Here is a 20,844-nt window from a genome sequence, read left to right on the forward strand (position 1 = left end):
GTGGTTGGCGTGCCTTTCGCTTTTTAAATGACTTTACAAGTAAAAAATACTTTTGTGGAGATTATTTGCCTTTTGTCGAAATTTGTTTCTTTTCTGCAAAGTTTATCCACTTCTCAAAGATTAGAATTCTCTAATTTTAAATTAGACAATTACACTTGCTTTAACCAAATAGCGTATAGTTAATATTAAATCAGAAAGGGAAAAAGACATGGATATTTCTTTGGAAACATTAGAAGAGAATGATGGTGAATATCATACAGAGAAATCATTTTTAGTATTTCTTGATTATCGTTTCAATGCAATTTATGTAGATGTACTAACGACTAATGCTGATGTTTTTTATAAGATACTTAATAGAAATGGACAATTACTTCAAGAGAATTATCACCTGTCCAAAAGAAATAAGATTTCCTTAGACCCTTTTCCCTCTGATTTATATATTATTGAAGTGAGTGATGGTATTCATACAATAACCAAAAAAATCTTAAGGTTTTAACCGGCAATGTTTCATTTGTTTTTATATGGAGAAATTTGAACGCACTATTGTTTTTGTATCGTATGGATGATCTAACTAATATTTGTTATGCATGCATACAATAAGATCGCTGTTTCTTTTATCAAAAACGTAAGAATACATATCTTGCTCTGCGGTTTTTTAAACAGCGAAAGTAATAAGCTATTATTGCACACAATACACACTCAATATTATAATATATGTATACTTCAAAAGTAACAGGATTAGGGAGTTATGTTCCTGAAAATGTTGTAACTAATGACGATTTATCAAAAATAATGGATACAAATGACGCTTGGATTCAGGAGCGCACAGGTATCAAAGAAAGGCGTCATATAAAAAAGGGAGATGGTAATAGTACTTCTATAATGGGAGTGAAAGCGGCCAAGATTGCTTTAGAAAGAGCAAAATTGACAAAAGATGATATTGATTTTATCATTTTTGCTACACTAAGTCCAGATATGTATTTTCCAGGTGGTGGAGTTAGAGTCCAGGATATGATGGATATGAATACTGTACCTGCTTTAGATGTAAGAAACCAATGTAGTGGCTTTGTATATGCTTTATCAGTGGCCGATCAGTTTATCAAAACAGGGATGTATAAAAATGTGCTAATCATAGGAAGCGAAAATCATAGTGGTGGATTGGATATGACAACTAGAGGAAGAGCAGTTTCTGTGATTTTTGGAGATGGAGCAGGTGCTATGGTATTGTCTCGAAATGAAAAAGAAGATAATAGTGGTGTATTATCTACTCATTTGCATAGTGAAGGAGCGCACGCTAAAGAGCTTTCTTTAGAAGGTCCAAGTACAGAACATTGGGTTCCTGAAATTATTGAAAAGAATGATCAGGAAAATATCACGTATTATCCATATATGAATGGACAATTTGTTTTTAAGAATGCGGTAGTGCGTTTTTCAGAGGTAATTAATGAAGGATTACAACAAAATAACCTTTCTCCGTCGGATATTAATATGTTGATCCCTCATCAGGCGAATCTTAGGATTTCACAGTTTGTACAAAAACAATTTAGATTGTCAGATGACCAGGTGTATAATAATATCCAGCGATATGGTAATACAACAGCAGCCTCAATTCCAATTGCATTGACTGAAGCTTGGGAAGAAGGTAAAATCAAAGAAGGAGATGTTGTGGTGTTAGCTGCTTTCGGAAGTGGATTTACATGGGGTAGTGCTGTTATCAAATGGTAAGATAATCACATATTAGATTTATATGTAAATGAAAATCGCGAAACAGTACGTTTCGCGATTTTTGTTTTACCGGGGTTATTTTTTTCTTTAAAGGCTAATTCAAATAAATTATAACCGGAATGGTACTATAATAGACGTAACAAATTGCAGAGTGTTACAAAAACACTTAATTTTTTACATTTATTTAACTTTAAGGTGTTTTGGTTTGATGATTCTTAAATTTAACAAATAAAATGCATATATTTTAATAAATTAACATATTAGTTGTATTTGTTTAAAGAATTCCTCCACCGGATTTTTCATTCGAATCTCTACGTTTTCTTCTAACTTTTCGATTTTTTCCACTACCGAAACGATACGATAAACCTAAGAATACGGTTTGTGTTTCGCCCTGAAATTGTCCATTCTGTTCAAAAGGAAAGTCACCAGAGAATCTAAAGCGCATAGTATTGAATATATCATTAAAGTTGATACTTGCTGTACCTTTCCCTCCTAAGAAATTATATCTAGCTCCTGTATTTACAAAATAAAATGGTTTTGTTTTAAACTGAATTCCTTCCTGCTCGCCACGATAAAAACCAAAGATTTGAAATGTTAGGTTTTTGGTAGCTTTGAAGTTATTATTGATTCTAAAGTTATATACTACTGCATCTACCTCACTAGATACTTGAACAGTTTCATCTACTCCATTAACTTCTACAACATCTTCTACAATACCTTTTTGTGTTTGAGCGTATAAATCAAAGCTTGCATTAAAATTCCACCATTTGGTCGGTCTATAGTTACTGGAAATTTCTATTCCGTACGCAGAATTATTATCAAAATTCTCAAACGTAAGTATTTGCCCTTCTTCAACAGTAGGATCCGTTAACAAGGTCTGATTAATCTCATCGTTGATAAGACGATAAAAAGTTCCTGCAGTTATCGACCCTCCTTGTAATTTGCGAGTGTAATTTAATTCTATTGAATTCGTAAACTGAGGATCGAGCTCTGGATTTCCTCTAGAAGTTATTCTTGGAGTACTCCATTCTCTAATAGGATTTACTTGATTTAATCCAGGTCTGTCTACTCTTCGACTATAGCTTAATTGATAGGTGTTTTTTTCGCCAGGAGTATATGTAAGGTATGCAGAAGGGTAAACTGTGAAAATATCATCTTCAAATACTTTTACATCATTAAAAATTGCCTCTACTTGATAGCTTTCTAATCGTGCTCCTAACTGATATGACCATTTTTCATAGTTCTTACCGTAGGTAGCATATATAGCATGAATATCTCTGTCATATCGATATTTAGAATCATCAAATAAGGTTGATCTGTATTCATTGTCGGTACGTCTTATACGACCTTCATATCCTAATTCTAACTTTGCTTTTTCTGATAAAGGGTTTACATAATCAAGATTAATGGTTGTGTTGGTTCTTTCATTGTTTAATATATCATCATAATTAGGAGTTAAACCGCCAGTAAAATTGAAATCATCATCGCTATCACTTTCAAAAACATTATAGTCTACTTCTAATTCAATATTATGTCCTTCTTTTTTGAAATCATGTTTGTAATCAAAATTATAGGTAGATCCAATATTATCGCTATCGTTAATCAAATTTTGGAATACGTTATTTTCTGGATTATCGAGAAAATTAATATCTGTTGTACCATTGATGTTTCCATCAAATAAATTTTGATTAGTATACAATGAGATTGTATTCTTGTCATTAATGTAGTAGTCAAAACCTACTTTAAAAAGATGCGATTTATTGTTATCCAAGAAACGAAAATCTGTTCTATAGTTTTGGTCACCTCTAAATATGAAACCCTGTTGTAGGTTTTTGGTGATATTGGCTCCATAATTTCCATAAACGTTTATTTTTCCAGTTCGGTAATTTAGGTCAATGGAGCTATTGAATCTGGCATTTTTATCCCAGTTTACACCCAGATTTATATTTCCGTTAAAACCAATGTTAGCATTTTTACGTAATACTATATTAATAATACCGCTCATTCCCTCAGGATTGTATTTAGCAGATGGATTTGTAATTAATTCTACGGATTTAATAGATGTGGATGGAATCTGCTTTAGCAATTGCGTAGGTGAAATGTTTGTTGGTTTTCCATCAATAAGTATTTGCACGTTTGGGTTACCTCGTAATGCGATATTTCCATCTTGATCCACATTAACAGATGGGATATTTTGCATGATTTCTGCTGCTGTTCCACCTGTAGTCGTAAGGTCCTTTCCGATATTAACTACTTTTCGGTCGATCTTTTGTTCGATAGTAGTTCGTTCTGCAATGATTGTTACATCATCTAGCGCCTGTGCTTCTTCTTCTAATGATATGGTTCCTACGTTGATGTCCTTGTTTTTTCTTGATATAGCTATCGGCTGACTATAACTTGTATATCCAATAAATTGTACTTTTAGTGTATAATTTCCTTTAGGTATATCGGCTATCAAAAAAGTTCCATCATCTTTTGTAATTCCACCGCTAACTACCTTGTTAGCTCCATCATTTATAACGATAGTTGCATATGGAATGGGTTGCTTTAGATTTTTGTCAATTACAGTTCCGCTTATAGTTCCAACTACAATATTATTATTGGGTTGAGCAGTAAGTAAAGAGCAACTTATTAATAGAAAAAATAAGCATGCGTTTTTTGTTCTCTTCCAAAGAGATCGATTCGTTTTTTTCATTCTGAACGTTTATTTGATTGATGTATGTTATACATTGTACTCGGTATTGCATAATATCGGTACAATTGTTTCCCTAAAATACGTTGATGACACGTATTGAAAATATGACGACCTAATCCAAAATCTGTTACATTAAATATTTTTTTTAACAATTAATTACAAAATCAAAAACCGCTCCTGGATAAGGAGCGGTCTTCTTATAATAATCAAATAGTAACACTAACCATCAACTATGAATAAAATTTGATTATTAAGTAACTAACTAACTAAATTTATGAAAAATCATATTTCTTTATCTATAAGACGTGGAGTGCAAGCCTTATGTTACACCTAATTTTTGTTTTTAACATTTTCGGGTTTATTTTTAACGTTTATGATCTGTAATCACTTTGAATTAACGTTACTTTGCGATTAAATAAATGTATATGGAGTCCAAAAAGACTTTGGTTTTAGGCGCATCTCTGAAATCTAACAGATATTCTAATCTAGCGGTACATAGATTAGTAAATCATCATCAAAATGTAGTAGCTATTGGACTTAGAGCGGGAGAAGTCGCTGATGTTACCATAGAAACTTCTTTAGTTACATTTGATGATATTCATACGGTAACCTTATATCTAAACCCAACTAGACAAGAAGCGTATTATGATTACATCATAGGACTTGATCCGCAGAGAGTAATTTTTAATCCTGGAACTGAAAACCCTGAATTTTACAAATTATTAAGAGAAGCGAATATTGAATTTGAAGTTGCTTGTACTTTAGTGTTACTTTCTACGAATCAGTATTAATCCTAAAAAGGTTAATAAACCGTTTAGGATCAAAATAAAGAACCCAAATTCGAAACCGAACCAATTTGCACTATTAATACTTATAATGTAGGATAGTATTGGTGATAAGATTGCAACAAGTGGAACAATTTTGTCTTTAACCTTCATCTTAGTAAATAAACCAAAGGCGTATAACCCTAAAAGTGGACCATAGGTATATCCTGCAAAAACAAATAATTTTGCAATTACACTTTCATCTTTAATAATATACTTGAAAGCTATAATGACAAGCACCAATATTAGTGAGAATAAAATATGATATCTTTTTCTTGCTTTGATTTGATCTTTTGGAGCTAGTTTTTTTTCTATATCCATGATGTCAATGCTAAATGAAGTCGTTAAAGAAGTCAATGCACTATCTGCACTACTATAGGCTGCAGCAATTAACCCCAATACAAAGAAAATAGCAATGCCTATTCCTAATCCACTTTGTGTTGCTATTACAGGAAATAATTGATCTTTATGAGCATCTATACCGTTTTGTGAAGCATACTGAGTAAGTAATAATCCCAATCCTAAAAATATAAAATTGACAATAGTAAGTACTATGGTAAACCAAAACATGTTTTTTTGTGCATCTTTTAAATTTCGGCAAGTGAGATTTTTTTGCATCATATCCTGATCCAAACCAGTCATTACAATGGCAATAAATGCACCTGAGATAAACTGTTTGATAAAATGATCACCACTCTTGAAATCATCAAAAAAGAAAATCTTAGAAAGGTCACTATCCAAAACATATCCTAGTATACCAGAACTGTCAATTCCTAAATCGTTCGCTACATAATAAACTGCCACTCCAACGGCAATTAACATAAATAATGTTTGTAGTGTATCTGTCCATACAATAGTTTTAATACCAGATTTGAATGTGTATAGCCAAATTAGGAGTATCGTTATTATTACGGTTACCCAAAAAGGTACTCCAATGCTGTCAAACATAATCACCTGTAAAACATTAGCCACCAGAAACAGGCGAAAACTAGCTCCTACAACTCTTGAAATTAAAAAAAATGAAGCTCCTGTTTTGTACGAAGATCTACCAAAACGTTCTTCTAGATAGGTATATATGGATGTTAAGTTGAGCTTATAATATAGAGGTAATAAAACGGTTCCAATAACAGCATATCCAACAATATATCCTAGAACTACTTGCATATAGCTAAACTGAGAAGCTTCTACCCAACCAGGAACAGAAATAAAAGTAACACCACTTAAAGAAGCTCCAATCATTCCAAAGGCAACCACATACCAAGGAGATTGACGATTTGCTTTAAAAAAAGCTTCGTTTCCTGAATTTTTTCCTGTGAAATAAGATATTAAAAGAAGTACACCAAAGTAAGCGGTGATTAATAACAGAATATGTATGGGTTGCATAAATTTTAGTTAAAACGTAAGAGCAAAATACAAATTTAAATTTTAAATAATTCAGGCTTGTTTGAGATGATTTTTAGTTGATAAATGGTTAACAAAAAAATAAAGAAATCTGTGTTCTTAATTCAGGGAAATTATTTTTTTTTGCAGCCGAATTTTAAACCTATAAAATGTACGCCTCAAAAAATAAATTAATATCCAGATATAAAGGGTTGAATTTATATCAAATTAGAAAACAAAGTCTCACATCTTTTTCAGATTTTGTATTTAGGTTATATAGTTATCATTATACAAAAAAATACAATTGGCAACCTGAAGATCAAGTACAACTTGATATGAAAGCGTCTGATGAGAAAAGGTTTTATCAGTCGATATATTTTGCTTTTATAAATGACAAAGAAGAAATCGTAGGAACCATAAAATTGACGTATAGATTAGAAGGAGATATCTTTCCTATTGAAGAAGAGTTTGATATCGATCTATCTGATGTCATTGCTCAAAGGAACTTGTCAACAAAACATATATGGCACTTGGGGAGATTGGCTATTGATTCTAAGTTACTAAAAGAAGAAAAGCATCAACTAACTGCAAAAGAGCTAATTAGTGAACTGGTTAGACAAGCATTTCAAATAGTTGATAAAAACCCTGATAGTTTGGTCATTGCTGAATCAGATGCACTGATCTATACAATATTTAGAGAAATTGGAATCAATATGCAAAAGATAGGACCAAGTCAGGAATGTTTAGGTAGTCCAACATACCCAGTAATAATGACTGGTGAGGATATACATTACTGGCTAAACGATACAGAAAACAAAAAAATGTCTAAAGTCTATAAGTAACTATTAGATGAATAGTGAACTATAGAAATTTTTAAAATAAATGGAAAGCACAAAAAAAATACCGCAAATGCATGATGAAGAACGATATCATAAAAACGTTTTGTACATCACGCCAGAACAACAAGATCGAATAAAAAATAGTAAAATAGTTTTTGGAGGAGTAGGATTAGGAAGTGTTATCGCAGAAGCAGCTTTAAGATTAGGATTTGAGAATTTTGTATTCATAGATGGAGATGAAGTGGAAGTTTCTAATCTCAATAGACAAAATTATGATTATAAAGATGTAGGGAGGTCAAAAGTGGCTTCCATTACAGAAAGGATGAAGGCGATTAATCCTAATGTAAAGATTTCATATCATCATTTATTTTTAGAACCAGATACAATTGCTGATTATGTTGATGGATGTGATATTGCTATTAATGCTATTGATTTTGATGCAGAACAAACTCCTTTTGTTTTTGATGAAGTTTGCAAGGAAAAAGGAATACCAGTGATTCATCCTCTTAATTTTGGATGGGGAGGAGCTGCATATCTAGTAACACCAGATAGTGAACAAATATATGATGTTGCTAGAAAAGAAGGAAGATTTGAGTTAGTCTTAATTCAAAATATGTTGTCCTATTTTAAAGATAGAAAAGACATGGACCTAGAATGGTTTTATGATTTTTACGAGTTATATAAACAGAATTCAAAAAAGATAACACCTCCACAATTAGTAGTGGGGTCTCATCTTGCTGCGGGATTGGTTTCTAATATATTATTTAGCCTAGTTAATAATCTTAAAGTAAAAACATTTCCAGAGCCTTATTTTTTATCGACTAGATAATACTTATTTATTTCTAGTATCACTTTCTATCATACCATCTCGTAATCGGATTACTCTATGCGCATGAGCGGCAACTTCTTCTTCATGCGTAACAAGTATTACTGTGTTTCCAGCTGCATGAATATCATCAAACAATTGCATGATTTCTAAGGAAGTTTTAGAATCTAGGTTTCCTGTCGGCTCATCGGCCAGTATGATAGAAGGTTTGTTTACCAAAGCTCTACCCACAGCAACTCTTTGGCGTTGACCTCCAGAAAGTTGATTAGGTTTGTGGTCCATTCGATCTGCAAGTCCTACGTCTGTTAATACTTCTTCGGCTCTAGCATTTCGATCTTTTTTTGAAGTTCCTGCATAAATCATTGGCAATGCTACATTATCTAATGCTGTAGTTCTTGGTAATAAATTAAAGGTTTGAAAAACAAAACCAATTTCTTTATTTCGGATTTCGGCTAATTCATCATCCGTCATTTTACTTACATCATTTCCGTTTAGATTATAAGAACCGTCAGTAGGTGTATCTAAACAACCTAGAAGATTCATAAGTGTCGATTTTCCAGATCCAGAAGGTCCCATTATTGCGATGTAATCTCCTCTTTTAATCTCTAGATCTATACCTTTAAGAACATATACTGTTTCCTGACCTAATTGAAAATTTCTAATGATACCTTTAATATCGATAACGTTTTCCATGCGATGAATTAATTATAGCGTAAGATACGATTTTAGCCTATATGACGTACTATGGATAAATTTGTTACAAGAAAATGAATTCAATTCATATAGTTTTATCAGATATCATAATTGTACTCACAAAAATCTAGTTTTTAAATCATTAAATATTAGGGGAAATTTTAGTTTAACAATTGTGTTGTTTTTGTCATAGATTAATTTTATCTTTAGAAGAGTAAGATAAAATATCGAGCAAGATAAGGGGCGTGATATTTGGAATATATAAATAGAAAACAAACAAATATTCATTTCTAATTATATAAACATGTCTATCAGCAACCCACCAATTAAAAATGCAATAGCAAATATTGCAATACTTCCTAAAAGAGTTATAACCTCTAAAAAAACACTAAACTGTTTCATTACTGATCTTAACTTTGATTTTTCCGAGTGGAATGAATATCAAAAAACCGATCTCACTTCAGATATAGATCAGGAAATAATCCACTTAAATATCCCTAAAATAATTGAATCAAGATTTTGGTTACAATTACATAGCAAAACCAAAGCTCATATCCTTACAAAATGTGTAACTCAAGAAGGGACATGGAAATGGATTACTACTGTTTTTGAAGCAAGAAAGAATGATAAAAATGAAATTATCAGTTATGTAATTGTACGAAAATTTCCTTCAGAAAGAATGATATATAAGGTAAAAACACTTTATAAAAAATTAATGAACATAGAAAAGACAATGGGAGTAGAGGTGGCTAATAGTTATTTTAACAGGTTTCTTGTTGAAAACAATAAAACGTATGATCAATATATGAAGGAACTATGCCATTCTAATGATGCTCTTATGAAGAATATCAGTTTTACAAAAACTAAAAAGAAACTTTTACCTGTTATTTCCTAATAGTAAAATGTTCCTTTGCTTGTTCAGTTCTAAAGAAAACAAATCCCAAAGAATAGATATCGACAGTAACTGTTACTTTTGAACGTTTTTGTATGCTTTCCCAGATTTTTAAGTTTTCTGTAGATGATCTTATAGAGTTTATAAGAAGTAAAGAATCATTATGCGTTTTTTCGATGATCACTTCTAGTATATCGGTGTCAGCTTTATAAGTGTCAATGTCTAAAAAGATAAGATCAAAATACTGATTTTCTTCAGTAGAGTTATGCACAGAAATGGTATTATCTAAGGATGCGATTTGAGAAATGGTATTGGATTTTTTTTCAATTACCAGGATATTTTGATAGTTAAAATATGGAATAACTCTATTGAGTATTTTTCCAGAACTTAGATTGATACCAATGTTTGGACTGCTCTGTATAATAGATTTTATCTTGTTATAAGATTTTCTTTTTTTACGATCATATAAACATTTAGTTACTAAGTTGTATATAAAAGGTGAATGTACACCATGCTGATTAGTGGATTTTAGTAAAAAAAGAAAGTATGATTTGATTCTAAATAGCATTCCTTCAATTAAAAGTGGTTGATTACAATGAAAAAGTTATTCCATTTTTTCAGAAAGCTCTAACCAACGCATTTCTTTCTCTTCAATTGCATCAATGATTTCTTTAAGTTTTGCGGATTCTTCATTGATTTTGTCTTCATCTAAATTTCCACTGGTGAAGAGTTCTTCTATTTCCTTTTTTTGGAGTTCTAATTTTTTTAGATCACGTTCGATACGGCTATACTCTTTTTGTTCATTATATGATAAAGCGCTCTTATTGTCTTTTTTCCAAGAGGATTTTGCTTTAGGTTCTTTATCATCTGTTTGAGGCTTTTCTGGAGTTCTGCTATTCTCGTAAACCCTATAATCAGAGTAGTTGCCAGGGAAATCTTCAATAATCCCTTTTCCTCTAAATACGAACAAATGATCTACAATTTTATCCATAAAATAGCGATCATGAGATACTACAATTAAGCAACCTGGAAAATCTAACAAGAAATTTTCTAAAACGTTAAGTGTCACAATGTCAAGATCATTAGTAGGCTCATCTAAGATTAGGAAGTTAGGATTTTGAATAAGTACAGTACATAGGTATAATCTTTTTCTTTCTCCTCCGCTTAGTTTTTCTACAAAATCATATTGCTTTTTCCGATCAAATAAGAAACGTTCTAATAGTTGTTGAGCAGAAATTTGGCGCCCTTTTTTTAAAGGAATATAATCACCAAATTCACGAATGACATCAATCACTTTTTGTCCTTCTTTTATAGCAATTCCCTTCTGTGTATAGTATCCAAATTTTACAGTTTCACCAATAACTATTTTACCTTGATCAGGTGTGATCCCACCGGTAATCATATTTAGAAAAGTCGATTTCCCAGTACCATTTTTTCCAATGATTCCTACACGTTCTCCTTTTTTGAATACATATTCATATTTATCTAATAGAACAAGATCGCCGAAGCTTTTAGAAACTTTATGGATTTCCAGAATTTTACTTCCCAGTCGTTCCATATTTATTTCTAATTGTACCTCATGATCATTCCTTCTTTTATGAGCACGCTCTTTGATTTCATAGAAATCATCAATTCTAGATTTGGATTTAGTGGTACGAGCTTTAGGTTGTCGTCTCATCCAATCTAGTTCTTTTTTATAAAGTTGTTTGGCTTTATTGGTTTCTATTTCTTCATTCGCTATTCTAGCTTCCTTGTTTTGTAAATAATACGCATAATTCCCTTTGTAACTATATAACCTACCATTTTCTAACTCTACAATTTCATTACATACATTTTCCAGAAAGTAGCGGTCGTGAGTAACCATAAAAAGGGTAAAGTTTTCTTTGGCGAAGTATTCTTCTAACCATTCGATCATTTCAAGATCTAAGTGGTTGGTGGGTTCATCAAGATATAATAGTTCAGGTTTACTTAAAAGAATGTTCGCAAGGGCTAATCTTTTTTTCTGACCTCCAGAAAGTTGACTTACCTTTTGGTTTAGATTCTCTAATTTTAACTTGAAAAGAATTTGTTTGTATTGTGTTTCAAAATCCCAAGCGTTTAATGCATCCATCTGCTCAAAAGCTTTTTGATAAGCTTCTGTATCATCAGGATTCTGCAAAGCCTTTTCATAGGTGTTGATTACACGTAAAATATCATTATCTGAAGCGAATATCGTTTCTTCTATAGTCAAATTAGGATCTAAGTCTGGTTCCTGAGGTAGAAAAGCTACTTTTAGATTTTTTCGATATACTACTTGACCTTCATCAGGTTCTTCATCACCAGCTACAATATTTAAAAGAGATGTTTTACCAGTTCCATTTTTGGCAACAAAACCAATTTTCTGCCCTTCATTGATTCCAAAAGAGATGTTATTAAATAACACTCGTTCTCCAAAAGATTTGGCTATATTTTCTACTGATACGTAATTCACGTGATAATGGTTGGTTTATGATTGGAAAGTCCGCAAATTAAGGACAAATATTGAATTGAGCTTTATAGAGCTGTGATTTTCTTTCTTCTTCGGGTCACGGAAAATAAAAAGATAAAAATCATTAGAAAAATAGCAACTCTAGCTAAATAATCACCTGCTCTTACATAAAAAGTAATTTTGTCATTGGTCGTAAGCGAACCTTTCAATGCTCCTTGTTCGTTATACGCTAGCGATGATATAACTTTCCCAGTTTGGTTAATAATTGCAGAAATTCCCGTATTGGCACTTCTAGCAATACTTCTTCGCGTTTCTATTGCTCTTAATTTTGCGTAGGCTAAATGTTGCTGGTGACCTTGAGTGTCATCCCACCAAGCATCATTGGTGATGATTGCTAGAAAATCTGCGTTGTTTCGCACATAACCAGTTACAAACTCTCCATAAACACTTTCATAACAAATAATTGGCGCAGCACCTAATCCTTCTTTTGTAAAGAATACTTCTCGATCAGATTGCGTAGTTTTCTTTGCTACAGTACCACCTAAATCGATCATAGCATCTCCCACTATTGGTTTGAAAACACTTTGGTATGGAAAATTTTCTACTCCTACGACTAATTTACTTTTATGATATAGTTCATCAGAGCCATCTGGTCTTACTAAAAATGCAGAGTTATAATCGTCATAAAATACCCCACTTTTATGCTCATTTGTTTGAGAGTGTGCTTTAGATGGATCTCTAAATACATCTAGTAAAGAAATCCCAGATAGGAAATTTGCTTTTGGGTAATTCTGAACAATAGAACTCGCTGTCTTTTTAGCAATAGAACTTTTAAATGTTTTTAATCTGTTATTATCAGCAAAAACTGTTTCTGGAGCAATAATAAAGTCAGTGTCCTTAGTTATTTCTTTTGAAGTGAGGGAAGTTAATAAGGCTCCAACACGATCATCGCTGGTATTGTATTTTTCAGTGTAGGGATTTATATTGGGTTGCAAAATAACAACTTCTACTGAGGTGCCATCTTCTTCATAAGTTTTTAGGATGATAAAAGAAATTACAATTGGAATGATAATGATACCCCCATTTCGTAAAGCTGATTTGTACAGTATTTCTTTATCTTTATGTTCTATAAAAAGTAAGATGCTTTTATAAAGTCCAATATTTACAATCCAAATCCATAAAGTACCTCCAAAAGTTCCTGTATATTCATACCATTGGATCCATGAGGTGAAACTAGCAAATCCATTTCCTAAATTAAGCCATGGCCAAGAAAATTGCCATTGTAGATGGAGGTATTCAAAACTCATCCATATACAAATCAGAAAGATAGTTCCAATTGTAAATGAAGCTCTTCTGGCCACAATGTGATATAGTAAAAATACCAATGCCATTAGTAATGTATTGGCAATTTCAGCAAACCACATTCCAAATGGTGTGGAGTTATAAATCCACCAAGTAGCAATCATATTCCAAATAAAGAACGCTAGAACAGCATATCCAAATACTTGAGATTTATGATATTTATTGGAACGGATTTTATATTCTACAACCAATAAAGGAACAAAACCAAAGAAAAGAAATAATGGAAAGCCATAAGTAGGCCAACCGATGGCAAGTAATAAACCTGATAAAATAACAAGCAAAATGTTCTTCATAAAAGATATTATGTCTTATAAACGAAATTAAACTTATTTCGTTACAAAACTTAAACCTAAGGCTAAAAAATAGTTATAATAGCATCAAGCTTTATCTGAAAAGACTCCAGTCTACTTTGATGGAGAATACGTTAGAATAAATGGCAGCACTTTGATCCCCAATATCAGTTAAAGCATAGTCTACTTGTATTCCTTTGTATTGAAAACCAATTCCAAAATTTGGTTGGAATCCAACATTGTCTGATCCATCAAATTGCTCGATATTTTGAAAATTTCCAACACCACCTCTAAGGTAAACGATTTTAGAGTAGTCTAGTTCAAAACCGAAAGCAGGCGTGATACTAACTGCCGAAGATGCTATGATATCATTGGTCTCAGCAAAACGAACGTTCATATCTAATTCAGTGTTTAGGCCAAATTTTCTACCTAAATCAAATTTTCTAGCTGCCCCAAACTGAAGTTTAGGGATAGTTATTTCTGTAGTTTCCGGTAATTCTTGATCTCTAATTTGTGGGATCTGATCTTCATCTGGGATACCATCACCATTAAGGTCACCAATAGCAAAATCTTCTACACTCCATGCATTAAAAGTGGTAGTGATATCTCTAACCATAATTCCGAATTGCCAATTGTTTCTTTGGTATTGTAATGCCGCATCAAAACCAAACCCCCATGAAGAAGCAAAATCTCCAATAATACGACGTATTACTTTCGCATTGGCACCAAAACTTAAACCTTCTACAGGTAATTTTCTGGCATAGGAAAATGTAAAAGCATAATCAGCAGCAGAGAATAAATTAATTCGAGTATAGTCTATGTTTCCATCAGCATCAACCAAATTTGTAGTATCAAGAATGTCATCCACACCAAAACGAATTAAAGAAAATGCAATGGCACTTTTTTCATCTAAAGGCATTCCGAAAGCTAGATAATCATAGTTCGCAATATTGGCAAAATAAGCCGCGTGCATGAAAGAAACTTGATTGTCTTCTAAATTGATTAATCCCGCAGGATTCCAATATCCAGAATTTACATCACCAGATGTGGCAACTACAGCATTCGCCATTCCTAAAGCACCAGCATCAACACCAATGTTTAGAAATTCATTAGAATATTTTCGTGTTTGTGCTGAAGAGAATGATACAGACAAACAAAATAAAACAATTATAATTCTTTTCAATCCAAGCAATTTTTGACAAATATCTCACTATTTTTCAACATTATAAACTTTATTTGCGTTTTCATATTGTGTAGTCTATGTTAATAGACGAAAATAGTTTGCTATTTTTACACAAAACATATCTATATGAAGCTGAAAAAGCAAATTCCTAACCTAATAACCCTTCTTAACCTTTTATGTGGATGTATTGCTACCATTTTTGCTGTTCAAGGAGATTTAGATGTAGCTGCATTATTTGTAGTCCTTGGGATAGGATTCGACTTTTTTGATGGATTAGCAGCAAGAGTATTAAAAGTACAAAGCGAACTTGGATTACAACTAGATTCATTGGCAGATATGGTTACTAGTGGAGTAGTACCAGGAATAGTTATATGTCAGTTATTGTCTAGAGCATCTGGAAGTACTTTGAATTTAAACCTCTATTCTGATCAAGGTTCGATATCTTATATATCTTTAATAGGTTTGCTTGTTACATTAGCTTCAGCATATCGATTGGCAAAATTTAACATAGATACAAGACAAACAACTTCCTTTATTGGATTACCAACTCCAGCTAACACCTTGTTGATCATGAGTTTGCCATTAATTCTTAGTTTTAACCCTGCAGAATGGATATCTAATATTATTTTGAATCAATGGTTTTTAATAGGGTTAACAGTATTAAGTTGTTACCTATTAAATGCTGAAATTCCATTATTTGCCTTAAAATTTAAGACTTGGGATTTTAAAGAAAACAGTATAAGATATATTTTTCTATTAATAGCATTACTACTTTTAGTAGCTCTTCATTTTACAGCAATACCGATTATAATATTATTATACGTATTAATATCCTTAGTTTTTAAAGAAGTTAGTGCAGTTTAGATAGTTGTAGAATACATGAAAAATAATTCTAATTTTTGGTTTCTCTTAGTTGGAATATTCTTNATTTGTTCGTGTACTAAGGAAATCAAAACTACTGTAAAAACAGCGAATAGTACTGTCACTTTAATTAAGGAACACGATTCATTACACTATGTGCAGATTGCTTCAGATTCCTTAACAGATAGTTGGAAATTGCCTTACCCAGTATATCAATTTCAATTAGGAGACGTCGATAGTAATGGAAAAGATGATATATTGGTTGGAGTTATAAAAACTACGCGATTTGATTCGATAAAAGGGAAACGTCTTTTTATTTTTAAAAACTACAAAGGATATGTAAGACCCTTATGGCTGGGTTCTAGATTAAGCAAACCTTTGGTTGATTTTAAGTTTGTAAAAAACAATCAAGGTAATTATGTAAGAAGTATTGAAAGAGAAAAGAGCGGGAAGTTTTTAGTAGCTGAATATCAATGGAGAAGATTTGGACTAGAATTCAAAAGATATATCAAAAGAGAAATAGATAAAACTCAAGCATCAGAAATACTCAAAAACAAAAGTTGACAAATCATAAGAATTATGAAAAAACAAATACTACTTGTAAGCCTAATTTTAGTAATAATAGGGTGTGGAAGTGATAAAAAACCTAAAGAGCAAGAAGAGATTATTAGCACATCTGATGTGGTGCAAACAACTGAGGATAGTCAACTTGAGGAAAAGGAAATTGACAATCCTGTTTTGGTAGATGGAAGGTTAGATATAGAAAAGTTAGGTGAGTCCATTGATCTTCAGATGGATATTTCATCGTTAAATTTATATGAGGTTAGAGTCTTACGAAATAGCTTTGCTGCAAAACAAGGATATTGCTTTATGAAAGGTGACCTTCGATATACTTTTGGGGCCACTAGTTGGTATAATAAGAGAATGGAAAATCGCTATTGGGCAGAACAAGGAGGTGATGATATAGCGCCAATATCATATTCTGATCAAGAAACAATTTTTATCGAAAAGCTAAAGAAGAGAGAAGAAGAATTAAAAGCGAAAAATCTATTGCAAAAAGGAAATCGACAAGTAGCAAATATGGATAACATCGTGAACCTTTTTCAGTTAGAAGAACCAGCTCCAGAACTATTGGATATGTTGGGTAAAAATGGATTTGCTATAGTGCCGAATTCTAATATTCAGTTCTTCCRCTTGTATGAACAAAATGATTATGCAGAATTTCCAAATTTTGTAACTACCGATATGTACATGCAATTGTTTCATATGTATTTCGGGTATATTCTTAAAAAGATCGAAGAAGAACAATTTATACCGATTCTCTCACAGATTTGTCAAAATATGATGAAGGATGTGGAAAGCTTAGCAAGTACTACCCAAGATCCTTCTATGGTAGAAATGGCAAACTTTAATAATACTTTTTATGCGATTGCTTATACATTGTTAACTGATCAAAAAGTTGAGGTTCCTATTGGTTTTGAACAACATTATGAGAATGAATTGTCAGCAGTCAAAAGTGCAGAAGATAAGATTTCTGAATTTTTAGAATATACCGAAGTTCGGTTTCCTTACAGTCTATTTAAACCTAGAGGACATTATACACGTACGGAATCGTTAAAAAGATATTTCTGTGCCATGATGTGGTTGCAATCTGCTCCTTTTTGTCTTGGTAATGATCTTCATTTTAAAAGAGCCTTAGTGAATGCTTCTATTCTGGGTAATAGTCCAAATTATGGAAAAGAAACACTAAAAAAGTATAAAGCAATTATGGAGCCTATTGACTTTATTATTGGTCAGGCAGATAATGTTTCTTTTTTGGATTTAGCAGAATTATTGGAAAGAGAAGAGCTTCCTTTAGAAACAGTATTACAAGATACTGAGCGTATCACAGCAATGAAAGAAGAAGTAAAGAAAATTGCCGATGTAAAAGATAAGATAAGATCGGGTGGAGGAAGCTGTAAAATAAAAATCAATTTTATTCCTCAACGGTATGTATCAGATAATGATGTGCTTCAGAATTTAGTGGATTTAAAAAGTAAAGTCTCCAAACGTCCTTACCCGCAAGGTCTGGATGTAATGGCTGCTTTTGGTAGCAATTCGGCAGAAGATCTATTGATCAACGAACTTAAGGAAGGAGAGAAATGGGAAAAATATCCTAAATTACTATCAGAGATGCAGGAAAAGATGAGTACTGTAGATTTTGGCGCTACCGTATACACAAAATGGGTACAGAGTTTACTAGAGCTTCAGAAGCCAAATGAAAGTTATCCCTATTTTATGCAAACTCCCGAATGGAATAAGAAAAATTTAAATGCTTCATTAGCTTCTTGGGCGGAGTTAAAACATGATTCTATTCTATATGCGGAACAACCAATGGCTGCGGAGTGTGGATCTGGAGAAGAAGTACCAAGTCCTTATACCGTAGGGTATGTAGAACCTAATATTGGATATTGGAATGCTGTGATTGAATTAATAGATCTTACGAAATCAATATTAGAAAGAAATCAACTTTTAGATTCCAACATTTCTCGAATAACAACAGGTTTAAGAGAAAATGCAGAGTTTTTATTATCAGCAAGTAAAAAAGAATTGACCGGCACAAAGCTATCTGTACAAGAATATGGTCAAATAGAAATTATAGGAAGTACTTTTGAATGGATTACGCTAGATCTTGTAAAACAAAAAGATCAGTATTTAGATGGTTGGCATAATGTGCAAGGACCAGATAAATCGGTGGCAGTAGTTGCTGATATTTATACTGCTAATGCAAGAAACAATCCGGATAAAGGTATTTTACATGTGGCAACTGGTAATGTAAATGATATTTACGCTGTGGTGGAAATTGAAGGCTATTTATATATTACAAAAGGAGCTGTATTTGGATATCATGAATTTCATCTACCTCTAGGAAATCGTTTAACGGATGAAGAATGGCAAGAAATGATTGAAAAAAATCAGGCTAAAGGAATGCCTGAATGGATGAAAGATATTATTGTTCCTATCCCAGTACCTAAAACGAACGAGAAAATATTTTATAGTTCTGGATGTTAGAAGTCTTAACAAAACGTTTTGGAGTATCAAAATTTATGTATAGGTTACTAATTATCTTATTATGTATTACAACCACATTTTCCGCTTGTAATTCTGACGAGACTACTGTTGTTTTTGTTGGGGATTTACTATTAGATCGTGGAGTTAGAACGAGGATTGAACATTTGGGAATGGATAATCTCTTTCATTCTTCTATAGATTCTGTTTTTACTGAAAGTGATATCGTTGTTGCTAATTTAGAGTGTCCAGCAACTTCCATTAATGCTCCTATTAATAAAAAGTTTATTTTCAGAGCAGAACCTGATTGGCTAGCATCTCTAAAAGATCATGGAATTACGCATTTGAATATGGCTAATAATCATTCTATGGATCAAGGTAGAGATGGTTTAGTGGATACTAAGAATAATATAAAACAAGCTGGTTTGATTCCTTTAGGATATGGTAAGGATATAAAGAAAGCTTGCGAACCAACATTAATAACTAACAAGCCGAGAAACATATATGTGCTGTCTTCACTTCAAGTACCTTCAGAAAACTGGGTGTTTTTGGAAGATAAACCATGTGTGTGCGAAGATTCTTTTGATGAAATTTCTAATAAAATTCTAAGGCTTAAAAATAAAGAGCCTAAAGCCATTGTCATTGTGCAATTACATTGGGGGGCAGAACACACAAAAGTTCCTTTAATATCTCAAAAACAACAAGCGTATATGTTAATAGATGCTGGAGCCGACGTTATTATTGGTCATCATTCTCATACAATACAAACAATAGAAATGTATAAGGAGAAACCTATTTATTATAGTATAGGCAATTTTATTTTTGATCAGAATAAGCCAATAAACTCAAAAGGATTATTAGTTCAATTAAAAGTAAGAGAGCAGGATATTTTTGTTTCCGATATCGAATTTGATATCAAAAATTGTAGTCCAAAATTTTAATTAAAAAGATTAATCAAAATCAATTTTCTTTTTTCTTAATTCAAAGTTCTGACCAAGGTATACCTTACGCACCATTTCGTCTTCAGCTAATTCTTCGGGAATTCCTGCTTTTAGGATGCTTCCTTCAAACATGAGGTATGTTCTGTCGGTAATAGCTAAAGTTTCCTGTACATTATGGTCGGTAATCAGAATACCAATATTTTTATTCTTTAGTTGAGCAACAATTCTCTGAATATCTTCTACGGCAACTGGATCTACTCCTGCAAAAGGTTCATCTAATAAAATAAAATTCGGATCTGTTGCCAATGCTCTAGCAATTTCAGTACGTCTTCGTTCTCCACCACTTAATAAATCACCTCTGTTCTTTCGAATATGACCTAATCCAAATTCTTCAATCAAAGACTCCATTTTATGAAGTTGCTCTTTCTTAGAGAGTTTCGTGAGTTGTAAAACACTTAGGATATTATCTTCAATGCTTAACTTTCTAAAAACAGAAGCTTCCTGTGCCAGATAACCGATTCCGTTCTGAGCACGTTTATACATTGGAAATTTTGTAATATCAGTACTGTCAAGTGATATTTTTCCTCCATTTGGCTTTACCAAACCTACAATCATATAAAAAGAAGTAGTCTTACCAGCTCCATTCGGACCCAATAAACCTACAATTTCTCCTTGATTTACTTCTAGAGAAATTCCTTTCACTACTTTTCTTCCTTTGTATGATTTTATTAAGTTGTCTGCTGTTAACTTCATATTCTGAATGACTTCTTTCGGTACTGAATGTTGCTAAAATAAGCTAATAAATTGACAAAATTAAA

17 protein-coding genes are annotated in these 20,844 nt (G+C 32.3%); 9 read left to right on the top strand and 8 right to left on the bottom strand.

Annotated elements, in window-relative coordinates; translation table 11 throughout:
• Window positions 1-208: 208 nt before the first annotated feature.
• Window positions 209-496 (top strand): T9SS type A sorting domain-containing protein, encoded by a 288-nt coding sequence (locus GBO31_RS25525; RefSeq protein ID WP_219011463.1) that lies wholly within the window; start codon window positions 209-211, stop codon window positions 494-496.
• 218 nt (window positions 497-714) lie between these two features.
• The gene (locus GBO31_RS25530) at window positions 715-1,725 is read left to right on the top strand and encodes a 3-oxoacyl-ACP synthase III family protein (protein WP_219011464.1); all 1,011 of its coding nucleotides are present in this window, start codon (window positions 715-717) and stop codon (window positions 1,723-1,725) included.
• Between the two features lie 274 nt (window positions 1,726-1,999).
• On the opposite strand, the gene GBO31_RS25535 is transcribed toward GBO31_RS25530, so the two are convergent.
• Window positions 2,000-4,420 (bottom strand): TonB-dependent receptor domain-containing protein, encoded by a 2,421-nt coding sequence (locus tag GBO31_RS25535; RefSeq protein ID WP_219011465.1) that lies wholly within the window; start codon window positions 4,418-4,420, stop codon window positions 2,000-2,002.
• 425 nt (window positions 4,421-4,845) lie between these two features.
• Here GBO31_RS25535 and GBO31_RS25540 point away from each other — a divergent pair, with 425 nt between their 5' ends.
• On the top strand, window positions 4,846-5,211 hold the full coding sequence (locus GBO31_RS25540; RefSeq protein WP_219011466.1) for a CoA-binding protein: 366 nt from the start codon (window positions 4,846-4,848) through the stop codon (window positions 5,209-5,211).
• Here GBO31_RS25540 and GBO31_RS25545 read toward each other — a convergent pair.
• Window positions 5,188-6,627, bottom strand: coding sequence for a sodium:solute symporter (locus GBO31_RS25545; protein ID WP_219011467.1), 1,440 nt, complete (start codon window positions 6,625-6,627; stop codon window positions 5,188-5,190). The genes GBO31_RS25540 and GBO31_RS25545 overlap by 24 nt on opposite strands.
• Before the next feature lie 167 nt (window positions 6,628-6,794).
• On the opposite strand from GBO31_RS25545, the gene GBO31_RS25550 reads away from it, so the two are divergent.
• Both GBO31_RS25550 and GBO31_RS25555 read left to right on the top strand, forming a co-directional pair.
• Window positions 6,795-7,466: a hypothetical protein gene (locus tag GBO31_RS25550; protein WP_219011468.1), complete on the top strand. Its 672-nt coding sequence runs from the start codon at window positions 6,795-6,797 to the stop codon at window positions 7,464-7,466.
• A 40-nt stretch (window positions 7,467-7,506) separates the two neighbouring features.
• Entirely contained in the window at window positions 7,507-8,292 is a 786-nt protein-coding gene (locus tag GBO31_RS25555) for a HesA/MoeB/ThiF family protein (RefSeq protein ID WP_219011469.1), read from the top strand.
• 3 nt (window positions 8,293-8,295) lie between these two features.
• Here the strand turns inward: GBO31_RS25555 and GBO31_RS25560 are convergent, their stop codons facing one another.
• Window positions 8,296-8,982, bottom strand: a complete 687-nt coding sequence (locus tag GBO31_RS25560; RefSeq protein ID WP_219011470.1) for an ABC transporter ATP-binding protein — start codon at window positions 8,980-8,982, stop codon at window positions 8,296-8,298.
• 304 nt (window positions 8,983-9,286) lie between these two features.
• On the opposite strand from GBO31_RS25560, the gene GBO31_RS25565 reads away from it, so the two are divergent.
• Complete coding sequence (locus tag GBO31_RS25565) at window positions 9,287-9,877, top strand: hypothetical protein (RefSeq protein ID WP_219011471.1); 591 nt, start codon at window positions 9,287-9,289, stop codon at window positions 9,875-9,877.
• Here GBO31_RS25565 and GBO31_RS25570 read toward each other — a convergent pair.
• The 4 genes from GBO31_RS25570 to GBO31_RS25585 form a co-directional block, all read right to left on the bottom strand.
• Window positions 9,867-10,442, bottom strand: coding sequence for a hypothetical protein (locus tag GBO31_RS25570; RefSeq protein WP_219011472.1), 576 nt, complete (start codon window positions 10,440-10,442; stop codon window positions 9,867-9,869). The two genes, GBO31_RS25565 and GBO31_RS25570, sit on opposite strands and share 11 nt — an antisense overlap.
• 36 nt (window positions 10,443-10,478) lie before the next feature.
• Window positions 10,479-12,344: an ABC-F family ATP-binding cassette domain-containing protein gene (locus GBO31_RS25575; protein WP_219011473.1), complete on the bottom strand. Its 1,866-nt coding sequence runs from the start codon at window positions 12,342-12,344 to the stop codon at window positions 10,479-10,481.
• 62 nt (window positions 12,345-12,406) lie between these two features.
• Window positions 12,407-13,996 (bottom strand): apolipoprotein N-acyltransferase, encoded by a 1,590-nt coding sequence (gene lnt / locus GBO31_RS25580; protein ID WP_219011474.1) that lies wholly within the window; start codon window positions 13,994-13,996, stop codon window positions 12,407-12,409.
• 91 nt (window positions 13,997-14,087) lie between these two features.
• The gene (locus GBO31_RS25585; RefSeq protein WP_219011475.1) at window positions 14,088-15,176 is read right to left on the bottom strand and encodes a PorV/PorQ family protein; all 1,089 of its coding nucleotides are present in this window, start codon (window positions 15,174-15,176) and stop codon (window positions 14,088-14,090) included.
• Between the two features lie 126 nt (window positions 15,177-15,302).
• On the opposite strand from GBO31_RS25585, the gene GBO31_RS25590 reads away from it, so the two are divergent.
• From GBO31_RS25590 to GBO31_RS25600, 3 genes are all read left to right on the top strand, one after another.
• Window positions 15,303-16,040: a CDP-alcohol phosphatidyltransferase family protein gene (locus GBO31_RS25590; protein WP_219011476.1), complete on the top strand. Its 738-nt coding sequence runs from the start codon at window positions 15,303-15,305 to the stop codon at window positions 16,038-16,040.
• A 576-nt stretch (window positions 16,041-16,616) separates the two neighbouring features.
• On the top strand, window positions 16,617-19,088 hold the full coding sequence (locus GBO31_RS25595; RefSeq protein ID WP_219011477.1) for a DUF3160 domain-containing protein: 2,472 nt from the start codon (window positions 16,617-16,619) through the stop codon (window positions 19,086-19,088).
• A 35-nt stretch (window positions 19,089-19,123) separates the two neighbouring features.
• Complete coding sequence (locus GBO31_RS25600; RefSeq protein WP_219011478.1) at window positions 19,124-20,026, top strand: CapA family protein; 903 nt, start codon at window positions 19,124-19,126, stop codon at window positions 20,024-20,026.
• 9 nt (window positions 20,027-20,035) lie between these two features.
• Here the strand turns inward: GBO31_RS25600 and lptB are convergent, their stop codons facing one another.
• Entirely contained in the window at window positions 20,036-20,779 is a 744-nt protein-coding gene (gene lptB, locus GBO31_RS25605) for an LPS export ABC transporter ATP-binding protein (RefSeq protein ID WP_219011479.1), read from the bottom strand.
• Between the last annotated feature and the right edge of the window lie 65 nt (window positions 20,780-20,844).

Origin of the sequence: Aquimarina litoralis (assembly GCF_019295435.1) — a bacterium.
Classification (GTDB): domain Bacteria; phylum Bacteroidota; class Bacteroidia; order Flavobacteriales; family Flavobacteriaceae; genus Aquimarina; species Aquimarina litoralis_A.

Coding starts and splice junctions, on each gene's coding strand:
- GBO31_RS25525 (WP_219011463.1), top strand. CDS start 209: ATGGATATTTCTTTGGAAACATTAGAAGAGAATGATGGTGAATATCAT.
- GBO31_RS25530 (WP_219011464.1), top strand. CDS start 715: ATGTATACTTCAAAAGTAACAGGATTAGGGAGTTATGTTCCTGAAAAT.
- GBO31_RS25535 (WP_219011465.1), bottom strand. CDS start 4,420: ATGAAAAAAACGAATCGATCTCTTTGGAAGAGAACAAAAAACGCATGC.
- GBO31_RS25540 (WP_219011466.1), top strand. CDS start 4,846: ATGGAGTCCAAAAAGACTTTGGTTTTAGGCGCATCTCTGAAATCTAAC.
- GBO31_RS25545 (WP_219011467.1), bottom strand. CDS start 6,627: ATGCAACCCATACATATTCTGTTATTAATCACCGCTTACTTTGGTGTA.
- GBO31_RS25550 (WP_219011468.1), top strand. CDS start 6,795: ATGTACGCCTCAAAAAATAAATTAATATCCAGATATAAAGGGTTGAAT.
- GBO31_RS25555 (WP_219011469.1), top strand. CDS start 7,507: ATGGAAAGCACAAAAAAAATACCGCAAATGCATGATGAAGAACGATAT.
- GBO31_RS25560 (WP_219011470.1), bottom strand. CDS start 8,982: ATGGAAAACGTTATCGATATTAAAGGTATCATTAGAAATTTTCAATTA.
- GBO31_RS25565 (WP_219011471.1), top strand. CDS start 9,287: ATGTCTATCAGCAACCCACCAATTAAAAATGCAATAGCAAATATTGCA.
- GBO31_RS25570 (WP_219011472.1), bottom strand. CDS start 10,442: ATGCTATTTAGAATCAAATCATACTTTCTTTTTTTACTAAAATCCACT.
- lnt (WP_219011474.1), bottom strand. CDS start 13,996: ATGAAGAACATTTTGCTTGTTATTTTATCAGGTTTATTACTTGCCATC.
- GBO31_RS25590 (WP_219011476.1), top strand. CDS start 15,303: ATGAAGCTGAAAAAGCAAATTCCTAACCTAATAACCCTTCTTAACCTT.
- GBO31_RS25600 (WP_219011478.1), top strand. CDS start 19,124: ATGTATAGGTTACTAATTATCTTATTATGTATTACAACCACATTTTCC.
- lptB (WP_219011479.1), bottom strand. CDS start 20,779: ATGAAGTTAACAGCAGACAACTTAATAAAATCATACAAAGGAAGAAAA.